This is a genomic window from Chelatococcus daeguensis (genome assembly GCF_001887265.1).
GTDB lineage: Bacteria > Pseudomonadota > Alphaproteobacteria > Rhizobiales > Beijerinckiaceae > Chelatococcus_A > Chelatococcus_A sambhunathii.
Genome location: NZ_CP018095.1, coordinates 2,871,378 through 2,888,911, shown reverse-complemented (window position 1 = coordinate 2,888,911; position 17,534 = coordinate 2,871,378). Strand labels below are relative to the sequence as shown.

The window sequence follows — 17,534 nt, the reverse complement described above, 5'->3', positions numbered from 1 at the left end:
ACTGCCGACTGCCGACTGCCGACTGCCGACTGCCGACTGCCCCTCTGGCCCTGCGGCATCGTTGTCCAATTCCGTCGTTGACGCGGGGGCGGGGCTCGCGTATCCCCATCCGCGGGACACTTCCCCCCAACGGGAAGCGCCCATCTGAGAGGATGGATACATGACGACGAATGCTCCCGCCGCGCGGCCCGCGCGCGCGCAGTTTTCTTCCGGCCCCTGCGCCAAGCGCCCCGGCTGGACCCTTGAAGCCCTCAACGACGCGCCGCTCGGCCGCTCCCACCGCGCCAAGGTGGGCAAGGCGAAGCTGAAGCTCGCCATCGACCTCACCCGCGAAGTGCTGAACGTGCCGGCGGACTACCGCATCGGCATCGTGCCGGCCTCCGACACCGGCGCCGTCGAGATGGCGCTTTGGTCGATGCTCGGCGCCCGCGGCGTCGACATGCTCGCCTGGGAGTCGTTCGGTGAGGGTTGGGTCACCGACGTCGTCAAGCAGCTCAAGCTCACCGACGCGCGCGTCATCAAGGCGCCCTACGGCACGCTGCCGAACCTCGCCGAGGTCGACACCCGGACGCGCGACGTGGTCTTCACCTGGAACGGCACGACCTCGGGCGTGCGCGTGCCGAATGCCGACTGGATCGCCGACGACCGCGAAGGCCTCGTCATCTGCGACGCGACCTCCGCCGCCTTCGCGCAGGACCTCGACTGGCAGAAGCTCGATGTCGTCACCTTCTCCTGGCAGAAGGTGCTCGGCGGCGAGGCGGCGCACGGCATGCTGATCCTCTCGCCGCGCGCCGTCGAACGGCTTGAGAGTTACACGCCCGCCTGGCCGCTGCCCAAGATCTTCCGCATGACCAAGGGCGGCAAGCTCATCGAGGGCATCTTCCAGGGCGAGACGATCAACACGCCCTCCATGCTCTGCGTCGAGGATTATATCGACGCGCTCCAATGGGCGAAGTCGCTCGGCGGCCTCAAGGCGCTCGTCGCCAAGGCCGACGCGAACGCGAAGGCGCTGCTCGACTGGGTCGAGGCGAGCCCGTGGATCGCCAATCTCGCCGAGGATCTGGCGACGGCTTCCAACACCTCCGTCTGCCTCAAGATCGTCGATCCCGAGGTGGTGACGAAAGGGCCCGAAACGGTCGCCGCGGTCGCCAAGGGCATCGCCGCCGCCCTCGAGAAGGAGGGCGTCGCCTATGACATCGGCGCCTACCGCGACGCACCTCCCGGTCTGCGCATCTGGTGCGGCGCCACTGTCGAGACAGACGACGTCAAGGCCCTGACGGCCTGGCTCGACTGGGCCTTCGCCGCCGAGAAGGCGAAGCTCGCCGCTGCCGCCTGACGGCGGGGGCAGTCGGGACAGTCGGCAATCGTCGATCTGCCTTCTCCGACTGCCTATCTGCCGATTGCCGACTGCCCAATTCCATCGAGGCGAAAACCCATGACCGCCCCCAAGGTTCTCATTTCTGATGCCCTGTCGCCCGCTGCCGTGCAGATCTTCAAGGATCGCGGCATTGAGGTCGATTTCCAGCCGAACCTCGGCAAGGACAAGGACAAGCTTGCCGAGATCATCGGCAACTACGACGGCCTCGCCATCCGCTCGGCCACCAAGGTCACGCCGAAGATTCTGGAGCAGGCCTCGCGCCTCAAGGTCATCGGCCGGGCCGGCATTGGCGTCGACAATGTCGACATCCCGGCCGCAACGGCCAAGGGCATCATCGTGATGAACACGCCCTTTGGCAATTCCATCACCACCGCCGAACATGCCATTGCCATGATGTTCGCGCTCGCGCGTGAAATTCCCGCTGCCGACGCCTCGACCCAGGCCGGTAAATGGGAGAAGAACCGCTTCATGGGTGTCGAGATCACGGGCAAGACGCTCGGCATCATCGGCTGCGGCAACATCGGTTCAATCGTCGCCGAGCGGGCGCTCGGCCTGAGGATGAAGGTGATCGCCTACGACCCGTTCCTGTCACCCGAGCGCGCGCTCGACATTGGCGTCGAGAAGGTGGAACTGGACGACCTTCTGGCGCGGGCCGATATCATCACCCTGCACACGCCGCTCACCGAGAAGACGAAGAACGTCCTCTCGGCCGAAAACATCGCCAAGACGAAGAAGGGCGTGCGCATCGTCAACTGCGCCCGTGGCGGCCTCGTCGACGAGGTGGCGCTGCGCAAGGCGCTTGACGAAGGGCATGTGGCGGGTGCCGCCTTCGACGTCTTCACCGTTGAGCCTGCGACGGAGAACCCACTGTTCGGCCACCCTAACGTCGTGTGCACGCCGCATCTCGGCGCCGCGACGACGGAGGCGCAGGAGAACGTCGCCTTGCAGGTGGCCGAGCAGATGTCGGACTACCTGCTGCGCGGCGCCATCTCGAACGCCGTGAACTTCCCATCGATCACGGCCGAAGAGGCGCCCAAGCTCAAGCCCTTCATCGCGCTTGCGGAAAAGCTCGGCTCCTTCGCCGGGCAGCTTACCGAGACCGGCATGAAGAGCGTGCACATCACCTACGAGGGGACCGTGGCGCATCTCAACACGCGCGCACTCTCGTCGGCCGCCATCGCCGGCCTGCTGCGGCCGATCCTGCAGGATGTCAACGTCGTGTCGGCGCCGGTCGTCGCCAAGGAGCGCGGCATCGTCGTCGAGGAGACCGTGCGCGAGGCCGAGCACGACTACGACGCGCTCATCACCCTGACGGTCGTCACCGAACGGCAGACCCGCTCGGTCGCCGGCACGGTCTTCGCCAACGGCAAGCCGCGCATCGTCAACATCAAGGGCATCACGGTCGACGCCGAGTTCGCCCCGTCGATGATCTATGTGACGAACGAGGACAAGCCCGGCTTCATCGGTCGCTTCGCCGGTATCCTGGGCAATGCGGGTGTCAACATTGCCACCTTCGCCCTCGGCCGCGACACCCCCGGCGGCTCCGCCATCGCGCTTGTCGAGGTGGACGGCGAGGTGCCCGCCAAGGTGCTGGAGGACATCCAGACCATCCCGGGTGTGAAGCAGGCCAAGGCGCTGACGTTCTGAGCCTCGCTCTCTCGCATGTATCTTGTGATGCCCGGCCTCGTGCCGGGCATTTACGTTTGGGTGATTGGCACGCGTCCGGTGTCGATGCCGGCAGGGCCCACGGGAGGCTGCTATCCCCTGCAATCAAACGCCAGGCACGGGTGCAGTGGCTTCCGCTGTCCTGGCCGGGCTTGTCCCGGCCATCCATGCCTTCGGCCATGGTCCCGTGGCTGCGTGGATGCCCGCGACAAGCGCGGGCATGACACGACGGGAGCCGTTGTTCTGCGACCGACGCTTCCGTCTCTAGCCGATCTTCCGCCCCAGGCGCTCGGCGATGAAGATGCCGCCGAGCACCATGGCCATGGCGACCGCGTGGTGCCAGCCGAAGGGCTCGCCGACGATGAGGACGGCGAGCAGGGCGCCGAAGACGGGCACGAGATTGACGAAGACGCCGGCGCGACTCGGCCCGATGAGTTCGACCCCGCGCATGAAGGTGATCTGCGAGAGCAGGGACGGAAACAGCGCGACGAAGATGAGGACGAGATAGCCCTGCCAGGTCGGCCAGTAGGCGTTGCCGGCGCTGATCTCCCAGGCCAGCAGCGGCAGGGAGGTGAGGCAGGCGACGATGGCGAGCGCCAGGAAGAAGACGAGCCCCGGCACGTCCGGGCGGCCGCGCAGGGCAAGGGTGTAACCCGTGTAGAATACGCAGGCGATCAACATCCACACGTCGCCGATGTTGAAGGCGAACTGCGTGATGGTGGCGATATCGCCGTGGGTTGCCGTCATGGCGACGCCGCCGAGCGTCACGATGACGCCGACGATCTGCAGCCAGGTGGCCCGAACGCCGAAGAAGATGAGCGCGCCGACGAGTACGAGGATCGGCATCGATCCCTGCATGATGGCGATGTTGACGGCGCTCGTGTGGTGGCCGGCGAGATAGAAGAGCGCGTTGAAGCCGGTGAAGCCGAAGGCGCCCATCAGGATCACGCGGAGCCGGTGAGAGGCGATCTTGCCCCAGTTGTCGCGCAGGGCCCGGCCGTAGAGCGGCAGCAGGATGAGGCAGACGACGATCCAGCGCGCCGACGTCAGCACCATCGGCGTGATGTGGCCGACCGCGAGCTTGCTGGCGACGGCATTGCCACCCCACATGAGCGTGGTGAGCGTCAGGAGCAGGTAGGCGTGGTCGAGGCGATGGCGGGCGGTCAACGGCTGCAGGGTCAAGGGCGGCTTCCGTGAAGATGGCGTTGCAGACTAGGGTGCTTGCCGCCGGCCCGTAAGGGGCCTAGACGCAGGGGAGCATTGCGGCAGAAGGTGTCACAGGATGCGGTTGCTGATCGTCGATGGTTATCCGGCAGATGCTCGCGAACGCCACCATGCAGGCTTCGGTCTGACGCCGGGCGAGGCTTATGCTGCCGTCGTGAAGGGCATCGCGCCGGCCGCCGCCTGCGATATCGCGCTGCCTGCCGATGCCGATGCGCAGCTGCCGTCCGGCGCCGGGCTCTCCTCCTACGATGCGGTGATCCTCACGGGCTCGCCGCTGCACGTCTACCATGACGAGGCGCCGGTGCGGCGGCAGATCGAGCTGATGCGGGCGGTCTACGACAGCGGCGTGCCGTCCTTCGGCTCCTGCTGGGGGCTGCAGGTGGCGGCAGTCGCCGCCGGCGGGACGGTGACGCCCAACCCGCTCGGACGCGAGGTGGGTTTTGCGCGACGAATCACGCCGAGCGAGGCGGGCAGGGGGCATCCGCTGCTCGCGGGACGCCCCGGTGCCTTCGATGCGCCCTGCGTGCATCTCGATGTGGTCGCCAGCCTGCCGGCGAACGCCATCGTGCTTGCGTCCAACGGCATGGCCGGCGTGCAGGCGGCGGAGATCCGCCACGGGCGCGGCACCTTCTGGGGCGTGCAGTACCACCCGGAATTTTCGCTGACCGAACTCGCCGCGATCATGAGCCGCATGGCGGAGCCGCTGGCCGAAGAAGGTTTCTTCGGGGATCCGGCCGAGGTCGCCGGCTATGCCGGGGAGCTCAGGATGCTGGACGAAGACCGCAGCCGCCGGGATATCGCCTGGCGGCACGGTCTCGACGAGCAGGTGCTCGACGAGGCGCTGCGCACGATCGAGATCCGCAATTTCCTCGCCCGCTGCCTCGACGGCGGCACGATGCGGCACTGACCTGGGAGCCATTCCAAATCGCAGTGTGCGCATGCGTCGGGCTTGATTTTCGCCTTCCGATCGCCCAAGAGAGGGTGCAAGGAAACCCCGGCCAAGGTGAGCTTGCGCCGGGGTTTATCATGTTGATGGCCGGAACAGCCGGAGGCTGGACGTAAATGGCGAATGTCGTGGTGGTCGGCGCCCAGTGGGGCGACGAGGGCAAGGGCAAGATCGTCGACTGGCTCTGCGAGCAGGCCGACATCGTCGCGCGCTTCCAGGGCGGCCATAATGCAGGCCACACGCTCGTCATCGGTGATGCCGTCTACAAGCTCTCGCTTTTGCCGTCCGGCGTCGTCCGCCCCGGCAAGCTCGCCGTCATCGGCAATGGTGTCGTGCTCGATCCGCAGGCGCTCGTCGACGAGATCGATCGCCTCGCCACCCAAGGGGTGAGCATCACGCGCGACAACCTGCGCATCGCCGACAATGCCACGCTCATCTTGCCGCTGCACCGCGAGCTCGATGCGCTGCGCGAGAATTCCAACGCCGGCACGCGCATCGGCACCACGCGCCGCGGCATCGGCCCGGCCTATGAGGACAAGGTCGGCCGTCGCGCCATACGCCTGATGGACCTTGCAGACCTCGAGACGCTGCCCGCCAAGATCGAGCGCCTCCTGTCGCATCACAACGCCCTGCGCCGCGGCTTCGGTCTCGCCGAGTTCGGCGCCGAGGAGATCTTCGACGAGCTTTCCGCCGTGGCGCCGAAGGTGCTGCCCTACATGGACACGGTGTGGCGCCTGCTCGACGAGGAACGCCGCCACGGCAGCCGCATCCTCTTCGAGGGCGCGCAGGGGGCCCTGCTCGATATCGACCACGGCACCTATCCCTTCGTCACCTCCTCGCACACGGTGGCGGGCCAGGCGGCGACGGGCACGGGTCTGGGGCCGAAGGCGGTGGGCTATGTGCTCGGCATCGCCAAGGCCTATACGACGCGGGTGGGCGAGGGGCCCTTCCCGACGGAGCTCGACGACGAGATCGGGCAGCGCATCGGCGAGCGTGGCCGCGAGTTCGGCACGGTAACGGGGCGCAAGCGTCGCTGCGGCTGGTTCGACGCCGTTCTGGTGCGCCAGACGGTACGCACCTCGGGTATTGACGGCATCGCGCTGACGAAGCTCGACATTCTCGACGGCTTCGACGAGATCAAGGTCTGTGTCGGTTATCGCCTCGACGGCGAGGTGCTCGATCATCTGCCGGCAAGCCAGGGCGCTCAGGCGCGCGTCGAGCCGGTCTACGAGACCATCGAGGGCTGGCCCGGCACGACAGCGGGCGCGCGTTCCTGGGCGGACCTGCCGGCCCAGGCCATCAAATATGTCCGGCGCATCGAGGAGTTGATCGGCGCCCCCGTCGCGCTTCTGTCGACGAGCCCGGAGCGCGACGATACGATCCTCGTGCATAATCCCTTCGAAGGTTGACGGGCCCCACGTTTTCGGGACATTCGGGAGCCGATGGCGGACTATTATCCTTTGCTCTCGCGGGCCGTAGCCGGCCTGCCGGACAACACCCCCGAGACGCGGCGCGCGATCTACGACCGGGCGCGCGTCGTGCTGTTGCAGCAGTTGCGGGCGGTGGACCCGCCGTTGTCGGAGGCCGATATCGAGCGCGAGCAGATCGCGCTCGATGATGTCATCGCGCGGATCGAGAACGAATATGCGCCGCCTCTCTATGACGATCCGCTGGAGCCGCGTTTCGATGAGGCGGTAGGGGCGACGGCAGGCTACGACGATGACCGGGATCCCTACCGGAGCGGCGGGGGCTATGGCGAGATTGACCGCTACGGGCCGGGCGACGACCAGTCGGCCGAGCCGCCCGGTATGCCGGGCGGATACGGAGCGTTGCCCCGGGGCGAGGACGAGCGCCCGGCGCGGCCGCGCCTGTCGCCGTCGCGCGGCGCTCGCGACGGTGGCGAGCGCCGTCGCACGCTGATCGTTGCCGGCGTCCTCGCCCTTGCCATCGCGGCAATAGCCGGCACGGCCCTGTGGCTGCGGCAGGAGGCGCCCGCACCGGTGCCGGACCAGGCACAGACGGAGCCCGGCGAGACGCCGACGGAGGGTGAGGCAAAGTTCAACGATCGCATCGGCGGTCCGCCGTCCGACCAGGCCCCGCCGGCGCAGCCGCAGCCGCAGCCGCCGCAGCAGGCGACGCCGCCCGGCGGCGCGGTGGCGGTCTCGCAGCGGGCCATCCTCTATGAGGAGACCGGCGATGCCAACCAGGCGCCGCGGGCCACTGGCGGGCGTGCGGTCTGGCGGCTCGACACCGTCAACCCCGGCGAAGGGCAGCCGCTCGAAACGGTGGTACGTGCCGAAGTTGCCGTGCCCGAGGCAGGCTTCACGCTGAATCTGACCTTCCGCCGCAACACCGACGCGACGCTGCCGGCATCCCATACCGTCGAGATGACGTTCGAGGAAACGGATCCCCAACGGGCGGTCCGGGAAGTCGGCGTGCCGCAGCTCAAGACGGACGAAGGGGCGCGCGGCACGCCGCTCGCCGGGCTGCCGGTGCCGGTGACGTCGAACTTCTTCCTGGTCGGGCTCTCCAACCTCGCCAGCGATGTGGAGCGCAACACCGAGCTGCTGCGGTCGCGGTCGTGGATGGACATTCCGCTGCGCTATGCATCCGGCCGGCGCGCCGTGCTCGCCTTCGAGAAGGGATTGTCGGGCGAGCAGGCGCTCGAGGCCGCCCTGCGCGTCTGGGCAGGCCAGCAATAGCAAGCCTTGTGGGGCGCCGGTGAGGCAGCCCCCGCGACACCCATCGGACGGGCAGACCCGCACAACAAAACGGCGGCCCCCGGCCGCCGTTGCTCTTCAGAGGCCACTCGGCCGCAACGTCAGGCGGGGCTCAGCGCCTGACCGTCGCCCTTCGGCGCCTCAATGCGGGCGAGACCCTGCTTGACGGCCTCCTGTACCTTCTCGAAGGCGCGGACCTCGATCTGGCGCACGCGCTCGCGGGAGACGCCGAATTCACTGGAGAGATCCTCGAGCGTGATCGGATCGTCGCGCAGGCGACGCGCCTCGAAGATGCGCCGCTCGCGCTCGTTGAGCACGCCGAGCGCCTGGCGCAGGGCAGCGAGCCGGTTGCGCCCCTCCTCTTCGGCCACGAGGTTGGCTTCCTGGTCGTCGCTCTCGTCCACCAGCCAGTCCTGCCACTCCCCGTCACCGTCCTGGCGCAGGGGAGCGTTGAGCGAGGTGTCGCCGCCGAGGCGGCGATTCATCTCGACCACGTCCTGCTCGGGCACGCCCAGGCGCTTGGCAATGGCCCTGACCTGTTCCGGTCGCAGGTCGCCCTCCTCATAGGCGGATATGCGGCCCTTGGCCTTGCGCAGGTTGAAGAACAGCTTCTTCTGGCTCGCGGTCGTGCCCATCTTCACGAGCGACCAAGAGCGCAGGATGTATTCCTGGATCGCAGCCTTGATCCACCACATCGCGTAGGTCGCGAGGCGGAAGCCCTTGTCGGGCTCGAAGCGCTTGACGGCCTGCATCAGGCCGACGTTGCCTTCCGAGACCACCTCGGCGATGGGCAGACCATAGCCGCGGTAGCCCATCGCAATCTTCGCGACGAGCCGCAGATGCGACGTCACGAGCTTGTGCGCCGCGTCGCGGTCTCCGTGTTCCCGCCACTGCTTCGCGAGCATGAATTCCTCATCGGGCTTCAGCATCGGGAAACGGCGGATCTCTTCGAGATAGCGCGAAAGCCCGCCCTCGCTGGCGAGCGTGGGAAGTGCGCCGGTAGCCATTTTCACCTCCTTTCGGCCCCCTGTCGGCAGGCCGTGTGACGGCCGCCCCCTGGCCAGCCGTCCTGAACACCCTACATCCGGGAACACATTGTCCGAAAGAGGGCATCCGACTGTCTCAGAACCGCAGTTTCGGCCGTTGGTTTCGTCCGGCATGTGCGCTAGCGCACACATCGGACTCCGCACCCGCGCTTTCAGGTGTTCGCGCGCAGCGCGTTCACGAGCCTCAGTAGCTCTGGCGGCAGCGGGCTTGCAAAGCGCATTTCCTCGCCCGTCACTGGATGGGCGAAGCCCAACTCGGCCGCATGAAGCGCCTGGCGAGACAGCACGCTCAACGCCTGGCGCGCCGCCTCTCCGAGAAGGGCCGACTTCGTCCGGAAGCCGCTGCCGTAGGTTGCGTCGCCGAGGAGCGGATGGCCGCGGTGGGCGAGATGCACCCTGATCTGGTGCGTGCGCCCCGTTTCAAGGCGGCAGCGCACAAGGCTCGCCACATCCGCCGTGTGTCCGGCGGCGAAACGCTCCTCCACCATATAGTGCGTGACCGCTTCGCGTCCATGGCCGGCGCGGGCGACCGCCATCTTCTCCCGGTTGTGCGGGGCGCGGTCGATCGGCGCACTGATCGTGCCGGCCAGCGGCTGCGGCACGCCCCAGACCACCGCCACATAGGCCCGGTGCAGCGGCCCGGTGCGGCCGTGGTCGGCGAACTGGGCGCTCAGCCCCTTGTGCGCCTCGTCGGTCTTCGCCACTACCATGACGCCGGACGTGTCCTTGTCGAGGCGATGCACGATGCCCGGCCGCCGGACGCCGCCGATGCCCGAGAGGCTCGCGCCGCAATGGGCGATGAGGGCGTTGACGAGCGTGCCCGTCTCGTTGCCGGGGGCCGGGTGCACGACAAGACCCGCCGGCTTGTCGATCACGATGAGCGCGTTGTCCTCATAGAGCACACTGAGGGGGATATCCTCGCCGGACGGTTCCGCCGCCGCCGCCGGAGGCACGGTGACGGCGAGAGGGAGGCCGGCGGCGAGCTTGCGCGATGCATTCGTTTCGGGCTTTCCGCCGACGCTGACGTGACCATCCTTAATGAGTTCTTGGATGCGGCTGCGCGACAGGTCCGGAAGCCTGAGCGCGAGCGCGCGGTCGAGCCGCACGCCGGCATCATCTGCCCCGGCGGTCAGATGGATGGTTCGGCCGGCATCCGCCATCTTGTCGCTCATGAGCGCTCGTCGCCCGTCGCGGCAGTCCAGTCAAGCCTCTCCCGGCAACAGAACCGTCTTGAGACTGTGGAGACGGACGGTTTTTGACACAAAGTGCCGCGACAGGACTTGAACAGGGGGCGAAGCGCTTATATAGAAGCGGCCTCACGCGAGACGCTCCCATCGTCTAGCGGTCTAGGACGTCGCCCTCTCACGGCGAAAACAGGGGTTCGAGTCCCCTTGGGAGCGCCACCCGCCTCATAAGCGCCTGAAAAACATCAAAAAAATCTAAGGTGGGACACTCGGTGGGACAGCATATGTTCACCTTTAGAGCTGTAGCGCGCAAAATCGCGTGCGACTCTGCGCAACATCACATGCGAGCGCGCGCCGTGCCCTCACGTCGGCTGTCGGGGGAGTTGTTTGCCAATTTTTACGGAATTTTATCTAAAATTCTTCCGTTGCGCCTGTTTTCGAGGCACATTGTGCCTATATTAATTGATTGATTACCCACAGTGAGTAAGGTGTCGCTACTCTTACACTGGGGGTACTGATGCGTGCACTTCGCACTTCGATTTCAATCCTGGCGCTCGCCGTCGCCGGCCCGGTTCTCGCTGCCGATCTGCCATCCCGGCAGATGGCTCCGGTCGTGCCCGTCGGGCCGATCTTCACCTGGACCGGCTTCTACGCCGGTGTGAATGTCGGCGGCGCCTGGGAGCATGGCTCTCTGCACGTCCGCGACGAGGATACGTTCCAGTCCATCAACGTCGGCGCGGCCCTCGGCCTGCGCGAGTCGGACAGTGGCGGCTTCACCGGCGGTGCGCAGATCGGCTACAATTACCAGATTGGCCAATTCGTCCTCGGCGCCGAAGCCGACTTCAACTATCTCAATGTCAACCGTCGCATCAGCGGCGTGGTGGCCGACTTCGAAGGTGACGGCGGCTCCGTCTTCGCTAAGGCGACGGTGGACTGGTACGGCACCGTGCGCGCGCGCGTCGGCTTCACCCCGACCGAGCGTCTCCTCGTCTATGCCACCGGCGGTCTCGCCTATGGCCAGGTCAAGCATCGTATGACGGTGGCGGACGATATCGGCGAGGATTCCTGGTCCGGCCGCGGCAACCACACGCAGTGGGGCTGGACGCTCGGTGCGGGCCTCGAATATGCCATCACGAACAACCTGACCCTGCGCGGCGAATATCTCTACGTCGATCTCGGCGACAAGAACACGCGGCTCGGCTACACGGGAACGGACCCGGCGCTCGCCGGCGACACCCTCACGGTCAAGAGCGACACGCAGTTCAGCGTCGTCCGCGCCGGTCTCAATTACAAGTTCTGATCGATCGGGTCTTCTCCGAGGCAGCATCACGGCCGTCTGCGCACTGCGCAGGCGGCCGTTTTCATTAGCCGCCGGCCGGAAAATGTCCGTTCTTATGCGGGAATTATGGATATTATCCTGTCTGCTGTGGAATTGGGGGCTTGCGACTGTCGCGAAATAATCAATAAGTTACGTTTTTGAGACGCTTCGGGCTGTCGCCCGTGGTGGGATCGGAGGGGGCAGTGGAGCATATGAAGTCGGCCTGGCCGCCGTCGCTGTGGGCGGACGTAACGCCTCCGGTAGACGATTACCCGTCGCTTGCGGGTGTGGCCACCGGCGATGTCGTCGTCATCGGTGGCGGCTTCACCGGCTTGTCGACGGCGCTCCATCTCGCCAAGGATGGCAAGCGCGTCGTGCTCCTCGAGGCTGCCGCTCCGGGCTGGGGCGCCTCGGGCCGCAACAACGGCCAGGTCATTCCCACCCTGACGCGCCCGAACCCCGACGACATCGTCGCAAGGCACGGCGCTGACGGCGAGCGCTTCGTCGCCTTATTGCGCGACAGCGCGTCCGTGCTGTTCGACCTGGTGCGTCGCCTCGATATCCCGGCGGAGGCGGAACAGACCGGCTGGATCCAGCCGGTGCATACGCCGGGGCGCATGAAGATTGCCGAGGCGCGCGTCGCGCAGTGGAGTCGCTACGGGGCGCCGGTCGAGTTGCTCGACCGGGAGCGCGTGCGTCAGATGACCGGCTCCGAGGCCTGGCACGGCGGCTTCTGGAACCGCAGCGGCGGGCACATCAATCCCCTGGCGCTCGCGCGCGGCCTCGCACGCGCCGTGGCGGCGAAGGGCGTGAGCATCTTCGCCGGCACGCCGGCCCTTTCCTTCGCCCGCGAGGGCGGCGGCTGGCGCGTCGCGACGCCGCACGGTGAGGTGCGGGCCAAGGCGCTGGTGCTCGCCACCAATGCCTATACCGGGGAATTCGCCACAGAACTCGCGCCTGCCATCGCGCAGGAGGTGGTGCCGGTGCTGTCGTGGCAGATGGCCACCGAGCCCCTCGGCGACAATCTGCGGGCCTCGATCATTCCCGGCCGGCAGGCCGTGTCGGACACCCACGGCGACCTCTGGTTCATGCGCTACGACGCACGCCACCGGCTCGTGACCGGAGGGGCGCTCATCGCTCCGGTCAACGGCGCGGAGCGGCTCAGGCGGCGTATCGGCGAGCGGCTCAAGCGCATCTTCCCACAGATCGGCGAGGTGCGTTTCAGCCATGTGTGGAACGGCTACATCGGCATGACGACCGACTATTTCCCGCGCTTCCATCGCCTCGGGCCGGACGCCTATGCCTGGGCTGGCTGCAACGGCCGGGCGGTGGCGCTGTCGCTCAGCATCGGCCGCGAACTGGCGCGCGCCGTCGATGGCGCGGAAGTTGCTTTGCCGTTCAGCGAGCCGCGGCCCCTGCCGGCGCACGGGTTGCTGCGGCGCCTCGCGCCGCTCAACCTCGTTCTTTATCGCTGGCGCGATGCCCGCGAAATCGCTTGAATCGGTTTGAGGCTGCAGTGGAAGAGGACGACATGGCGGACAAAGCCGATGACAACACCATCAACCTCCTGCGCCGGGCCTTCGCCATGCGCGCGGCGGCCTATGCCTACATGTTCGACACGCTGCGCGAGGAGCTGGGCGAGGAGAAGGCGCTCGAGCTCGGCATGAAGGCGACCCGCCGCATGGGCGAGGACATGGGGCGCAATTTCAAGGACTACGGCCCGGGCGACCTCAACGGGCTGAAGGACGCTTTCCTCGGCGGGATCATCGAGGGCGAGCGCATGTTCTCGCCCGAGGTACGCCGCTGCGACGGCGAGGAGCTGGAGATCTACTTCCACCGCTGCCCACTGAAGGAAGCCTGGCAGGAGATGGGCCGCTCCGATGAGGACGTGCGCAAGCTGTGCCGCATGGCGGGCGCCATCGACACGGGCCTGTTCACCGCGGCCGGCTTCACCTTCGCCGGCGAGACATGGAAGCCGGGCGAGAGCGGCTGCTGCCGTCTCAGGGTCCTGCCGGGCACGGCGGCCTGAGGCGCCGAAGACAATCGGGGAGAGTGACTGAGATGAACAGACGTAATCTTTTGATCGGCGCGGGGCTTGCCGCGCTCGCCGTCTCGGGCGGGGCGGCACTCGCGCAGCAGCCGGTCGTCAAGATCGGCTACCAGCTGCCGCTCACGGGCAATACGGCGCAATACGGCCAGGACTTCAAGAACGCGGCCGAGATTGCGCTCGCCAAGTTCAATGCCTCCGGCAGGCCCTTCAAGGTGGAGATCGTCTTCGAGGACTCGCGGTCGGACGCCAAGGAAGGCATCGCCATCGCGCGCAAGTTCGTCGACGACAAGGAGATCGTCGGCGTGCTGGGCGACTTCACCTCCGGCGTGTCCATGGCCTCGGCCCAGGTCTACAAGAGTGCCGGCATGCCGCAGCTGTCGCAGACGGCCTCGCATCCGGATTATGCCAAGATCTCGGAATGGCAGTTCCGCAACATCACCACCCAGGCGCAGGAAGGGCCCTATAATGCCGACTGGATGGTCGATCAGGGCTTCAAGAAGATTGCCGTCATCGCCGAGCAGACCGACTGGGGCCAGACCGTCGTCTCCAACTTCGCCGACGAGGTGAAGAAGAAGGGTGGCGAGGTGGTATTCAGCGAGTTCTTCAACCGCGGGCTGGCCGACTTCCGCCCGATCATCACCAAGATCGCGCGCGAGAAGCCGGACGCGATCTACACCGGCTTCTTCTACGAGGATGGGGCGCAGTTCCTCAAGCAGATGAAGCAGCTCGGCCTCACCATCCCGGTCTATTCCACCTCGGCCGCCTACAACCAGAAGCTCATCGAGCTCGCCGGTGCCGACGCGGAGGGTATGCATCTGACGGCGACCTTCCTGCCGTCGAACCCGGCGCCGCAGGTGCAGGAATTCGTCGCGGCCTGGAAGGAGAAGACAGGCCAGGCGGAGCCTGGCCAGTTCCCGGCCCAGGCCTATGATGCCGTCAACATCATGCTCGCCGCGCTCGAGAAGGCCTGGCCGGAGCCGACGCGCGAGAAGGTGCGCGATGCGCTCGCCGCAACCAAGGACTTCCCCGGCGTGACCGGCGACACCACCTTCGATGCCCACCGCGAGCCGGCCAAGAAGCTGACCAAGGCCGTCGTCAAGGGTGGCCAGTTCGTCGCAGTCGCCGACTGAACGCAGCTGCGGGCCGCCGGTGAGGCGGTCCGGTCCACAGCCGTCATGCCCGCGCCCGTCGCTGGCATCCACGCCTCAGACGATCGCAGCGTCAAAGGCGCGGATGGCCGGGGCGAGCCCGGCCATGACGCTGGAGAGCGTCGATCTCGACGACGATTGGCGTGAGTTCAGCGGCTTTTTCGGCCCCAACCTCCCGGTCGCGATGGATTATTACCTGCAGCAACTCGCCATCGGCCTCTCCCTCGGCATGGTCTATGCCCTGATGGCCATCGGCTTCACGCTGATCTTCGGCGTGCTCAACGTCGTCAACTTCGCCCACGGCGAGGTTTACACGATCGGCGCCTTTACCGGGCTCGTGGTCATCTCCGCCTTCGCGCCGCCGCTCATCGTCGTGCTGCTCCTCGTGGTGGCGGTGGGGGCGCTCGCGGGCGTCGGGCTGGAGCGCATAGCGTTCAAGCCGTTCCGGCGCTTCAGCGACGAGGCCTCGCTCAAGTCGCGCGCCATGCGCGAGGCGACGCTGATGTCGTCGCTCGCGGTGTCCATCGTCGTGCGCGAGGCGGTCGAGATCGGCTTCGGCTCGCAATTCCAGACCGTGCCGCTCGACCGGCTGCTCAACAGCCCGATCAGCCTCGGGCCGATCACCATCGTCTCGGGCGACGTCATCATCTTCGTGGTGGCGGCGCTGATGCTGGGCGGGCTGCAATATGTCCTCAAGCGCACCAATGTCGGGCTCTCGATCCGCGCCGTGTCGAGCAATCCGCTCGGTGCCAAATATGTTGGCATCAACACCGACCGCACCATCATCTGGACCTTTGCCGTAGGCTCCATGATGGGGGCGGCGGCCGGCATCCTCGTCGGGCTCTACTACGGGGCCATCTTCCCGAGCATGGGCTTCATCCCCGGCATCAAGGCCTTCGTCGCCATGGTCATGGGCGGGCTCTCGTCCATCCCCGGCGCTGTCATCTGCGCGCTCATCCTCGGCTTCAGCGAGAGCATCGCGACCATCTTCGTGCCCTCCGTCTGGGCCGACATGGTGGCCTACGGCTTCCTCATCGTGACGCTCATCTTCTTCCCGCGCGGCATCTTTGGCGGAGCTCGCGACCGTGTCTGACCGTCTGCGCCCCCTTCTCGTCGTCGCGGCCGTGCTCGTCCTCGTCCTCGGGGTCGTGCCGGCGGTGCTCGGCGCCTTCGACCGCAGCTATCTCTACCAGGTGGCCAATCTCGCGCTGATCTTCGTGCTGCTCGCGGCCTCCATGCACCTCGTCACCGGCGTTGCGGGGCTCCTGCAACTCGGCCATGCCGCCTTCTACGGCGTGGGCGCCTATACGGCGGCGCTGCTTACCACGGAGGCCGGGCTCTCCTTCGGCTGGACCCTGCCACTCGCCGGGCTCGGCGCCGCCTTCGTCGCCGTCCTCGTGGCGCTGCCGACCATGCGGCTGGTGTCGATCTATTTCGCCGTGGCGACGCTCGGCATCGGGCAGATGCTCTATCTCGTCATGCTCAACTGGGTGCCGGTGACGAAGGGGCCGAACGGCATCCTCGTCACCAGCGGCCTCACGCTCTTCGGCTACGACCTGTCGCGGCCGGCTTCGGCCTATTTCGTCGTGGCCGTCGTTACGCTCGCCTCGCTGTGGGTGATCCATCGCCTGTCGCACTCCTACTACGGCAACGCGCTGCGCTCGCTGCGCGAGGACGACCAGTGCGCGGATGCGATGGGCCTCGACACCGTGCGGCTGAAGATCGAGAGCTTTGCCGTTTCCGGCTTCTTCGCCGGCATTGCCGGGGCGCTGTGGGCGCACACGGCCGGCTATATCTCGCCGGCCGATTTCTCCTTCCCGCAATCGATCCTCATCCTGGCGATGGTGGTGGTGGGCGGGCTCGGCAGCCTGCCGGGGGCGGTCATCGGGGCGCTCGTCCTCATCCTCCTGCCGGAGGTGCTCAGGCCGGTCGGCGACTTCCGCAACATCATCGTCGGCGGCGTGCTGTTCTTCTCCATCCTGCTGATGCCCAAGGGCATTATCGGCGAGGTCTCGGCGCTCGACCTCGTGCGCCGTCAGCTCGGCGGCGCCTGGCGCGGCGAAGGCACGAAGGCGGGCTCGGAGGTGGGCTGGCGATGACGACGCTTCTCACCATCAACGGCGCGACGCGCCGCTTCGGCGGCCTCACCGCGGTCGACGGCGTCTCGACCACGGTCGCCAAGGGCGAACTCGTCGGCGTCATCGGCCCGAACGGTGCCGGCAAGACGACGCTGTTCAACCTCATCTCGGGTTTCACGCCGCTGTCGGCGGGCGAGGTGCATTTCAAGGGCCGGCGCATCGACGGCCAGAAGCCCTTCCGTATCGCCCGGCTCGGCATCGGCCGCACCTTCCAGAACCTCCGCATCTTCCCGAACATGAGCGTCTTCGACAACGTCTCTGTCGGGGCGGCAGGGATGCACGGCGTCAATGCGGCGGGGGCAGTGTTCGGCGGCAAGGCGCGGAGCGAGGCCATCTCGCGGCGCGCCTGGGCAGCGCTCGAGCAGGTGGGCCTGCAAGGCCTCGCCGGAGAGCTCGCGGCCAACATCTCCTATGGCCGGCGCAAATATCTCGAGATCGCCCGCGCGCTCGCCATGGAGCCGGAGCTCATCATCCTCGACGAGCCGGCGGCCGGTCTCAACGACACCGAGACGCGCGAACTCGCGGCCTTCATCAAGCGCCTGCACGGCGACGGCATGACCGTGCTCCTCGTGGAGCACGACATGGGCCTCGTCATGGGCATCTGCGAGCGGGTGGTGGTGCTCGCCAGCGGCCGCAAGATCGCCGATGCCGCGCCGGAGGTGGTGCGCAAGGACGCGGCCGTGCTCGAGGCCTATCTCGGCGTGGAGGAATAGGGCC

At 67.1% G+C, this 17,534-nt stretch carries 15 protein-coding genes and 1 tRNA gene; 13 read left to right on the top strand and 3 right to left on the bottom strand.

Going from position 1 to position 17,534, the window contains the following annotated elements:
• Positions 1–160 precede the first annotated feature (160 nt).
• Both BOQ54_RS13675 and serA read left to right on the top strand, forming a co-directional pair.
• Positions 161–1,336 carry a phosphoserine transaminase gene (locus tag BOQ54_RS13675; RefSeq protein ID WP_071924100.1) on the top strand — a complete coding sequence of 392 codons (1,176 nt, stop codon included), beginning with the start codon at positions 161–163 and terminating at the stop codon, positions 1,334–1,336.
• A 99-nt stretch (positions 1,337–1,435) separates the two neighbouring features.
• Positions 1,436–3,025 carry a phosphoglycerate dehydrogenase gene (gene serA / locus BOQ54_RS13670; RefSeq protein ID WP_055457617.1) on the top strand — a complete coding sequence of 530 codons (1,590 nt, stop codon included), beginning with the start codon at positions 1,436–1,438 and terminating at the stop codon, positions 3,023–3,025.
• Positions 3,026–3,307: 282 nt separating this feature from the next.
• On the opposite strand, the gene BOQ54_RS13665 is transcribed toward serA, so the two are convergent.
• The gene (locus tag BOQ54_RS13665) at positions 3,308–4,225 is read right to left on the bottom strand and encodes a DMT family transporter (RefSeq protein WP_071924099.1); all 918 of its coding nucleotides are present in this window, start codon (positions 4,223–4,225) and stop codon (positions 3,308–3,310) included.
• Between the two features lie 100 nt (positions 4,226–4,325).
• On the opposite strand from BOQ54_RS13665, the gene BOQ54_RS13660 reads away from it, so the two are divergent.
• The 3 genes from BOQ54_RS13660 (at position 4,326) to BOQ54_RS13650 (ending at position 7,915) form a co-directional block, all read left to right on the top strand.
• Positions 4,326–5,174: a type 1 glutamine amidotransferase gene (locus BOQ54_RS13660; RefSeq protein ID WP_071924098.1), complete on the top strand. Its 849-nt coding sequence runs from the start codon at positions 4,326–4,328 to the stop codon at positions 5,172–5,174.
• Between the two features lie 155 nt (positions 5,175–5,329).
• Positions 5,330–6,622 carry an adenylosuccinate synthase gene (locus BOQ54_RS13655; RefSeq protein ID WP_055457612.1) on the top strand — a complete coding sequence of 431 codons (1,293 nt, stop codon included), beginning with the start codon at positions 5,330–5,332 and terminating at the stop codon, positions 6,620–6,622.
• 33 nt (positions 6,623–6,655) lie between these two features.
• Positions 6,656–7,915 (top strand): hypothetical protein, encoded by a 1,260-nt coding sequence (locus BOQ54_RS13650; RefSeq protein ID WP_055457611.1) that lies wholly within the window; start codon positions 6,656–6,658, stop codon positions 7,913–7,915.
• 119 nt (positions 7,916–8,034) lie between these two features.
• Here the strand turns inward: BOQ54_RS13650 and rpoH are convergent, their stop codons facing one another.
• Entirely contained in the window at positions 8,035–8,940 is a 906-nt protein-coding gene (rpoH, locus tag BOQ54_RS13645) for an RNA polymerase sigma factor RpoH (RefSeq protein WP_055457610.1), read from the bottom strand.
• Between the two features lie 191 nt (positions 8,941–9,131).
• On the bottom strand, positions 9,132–10,151 hold the full coding sequence (locus tag BOQ54_RS13640; protein WP_071924097.1) for an RluA family pseudouridine synthase: 1,020 nt from the start codon (positions 10,149–10,151) through the stop codon (positions 9,132–9,134).
• 155 nt (positions 10,152–10,306) lie between these two features.
• Between BOQ54_RS13640 and BOQ54_RS13635 the strand changes: the two genes are divergently transcribed.
• The 8 genes from BOQ54_RS13635 to BOQ54_RS13600 all read left to right on the top strand — a co-directional run bounded on the left by BOQ54_RS13635 (position 10,307) and on the right by BOQ54_RS13600 (position 17,530).
• Positions 10,307–10,382: transfer RNA gene (locus BOQ54_RS13635), tRNA-Glu, on the top strand.
• A 298-nt stretch (positions 10,383–10,680) separates the two neighbouring features.
• Entirely contained in the window at positions 10,681–11,463 is a 783-nt protein-coding gene (locus BOQ54_RS13630) for an outer membrane protein (RefSeq protein ID WP_063190019.1), read from the top strand.
• A gap of 230 nt (positions 11,464–11,693) precedes the next feature.
• Positions 11,694–12,980, top strand: a complete 1,287-nt coding sequence (locus BOQ54_RS13625; RefSeq protein WP_071924096.1) for an NAD(P)/FAD-dependent oxidoreductase — start codon at positions 11,694–11,696, stop codon at positions 12,978–12,980.
• A 32-nt stretch (positions 12,981–13,012) separates the two neighbouring features.
• Entirely contained in the window at positions 13,013–13,510 is a 498-nt protein-coding gene (locus BOQ54_RS13620; protein ID WP_055457607.1) for an L-2-amino-thiazoline-4-carboxylic acid hydrolase, read from the top strand.
• A gap of 32 nt (positions 13,511–13,542) precedes the next feature.
• Complete coding sequence (locus tag BOQ54_RS13615) at positions 13,543–14,661, top strand: ABC transporter substrate-binding protein (protein WP_055457606.1); 1,119 nt, start codon at positions 13,543–13,545, stop codon at positions 14,659–14,661.
• A 124-nt stretch (positions 14,662–14,785) separates the two neighbouring features.
• Positions 14,786–15,772, top strand: a complete 987-nt coding sequence (locus BOQ54_RS13610) for a branched-chain amino acid ABC transporter permease (RefSeq protein ID WP_245316218.1) — start codon at positions 14,786–14,788, stop codon at positions 15,770–15,772.
• Positions 15,765–16,778: a branched-chain amino acid ABC transporter permease gene (locus BOQ54_RS13605; protein ID WP_055457909.1), complete on the top strand. Its 1,014-nt coding sequence runs from the start codon at positions 15,765–15,767 to the stop codon at positions 16,776–16,778. The genes BOQ54_RS13610 and BOQ54_RS13605 overlap by 8 nt, the downstream gene beginning before the upstream one ends.
• Positions 16,775–17,530 carry an ABC transporter ATP-binding protein gene (locus BOQ54_RS13600; RefSeq protein WP_071924095.1) on the top strand — a complete coding sequence of 252 codons (756 nt, stop codon included), beginning with the start codon at positions 16,775–16,777 and terminating at the stop codon, positions 17,528–17,530. The genes BOQ54_RS13605 and BOQ54_RS13600 overlap by 4 nt, the downstream gene beginning before the upstream one ends.
• Positions 17,531–17,534 lie beyond the last annotated feature (4 nt).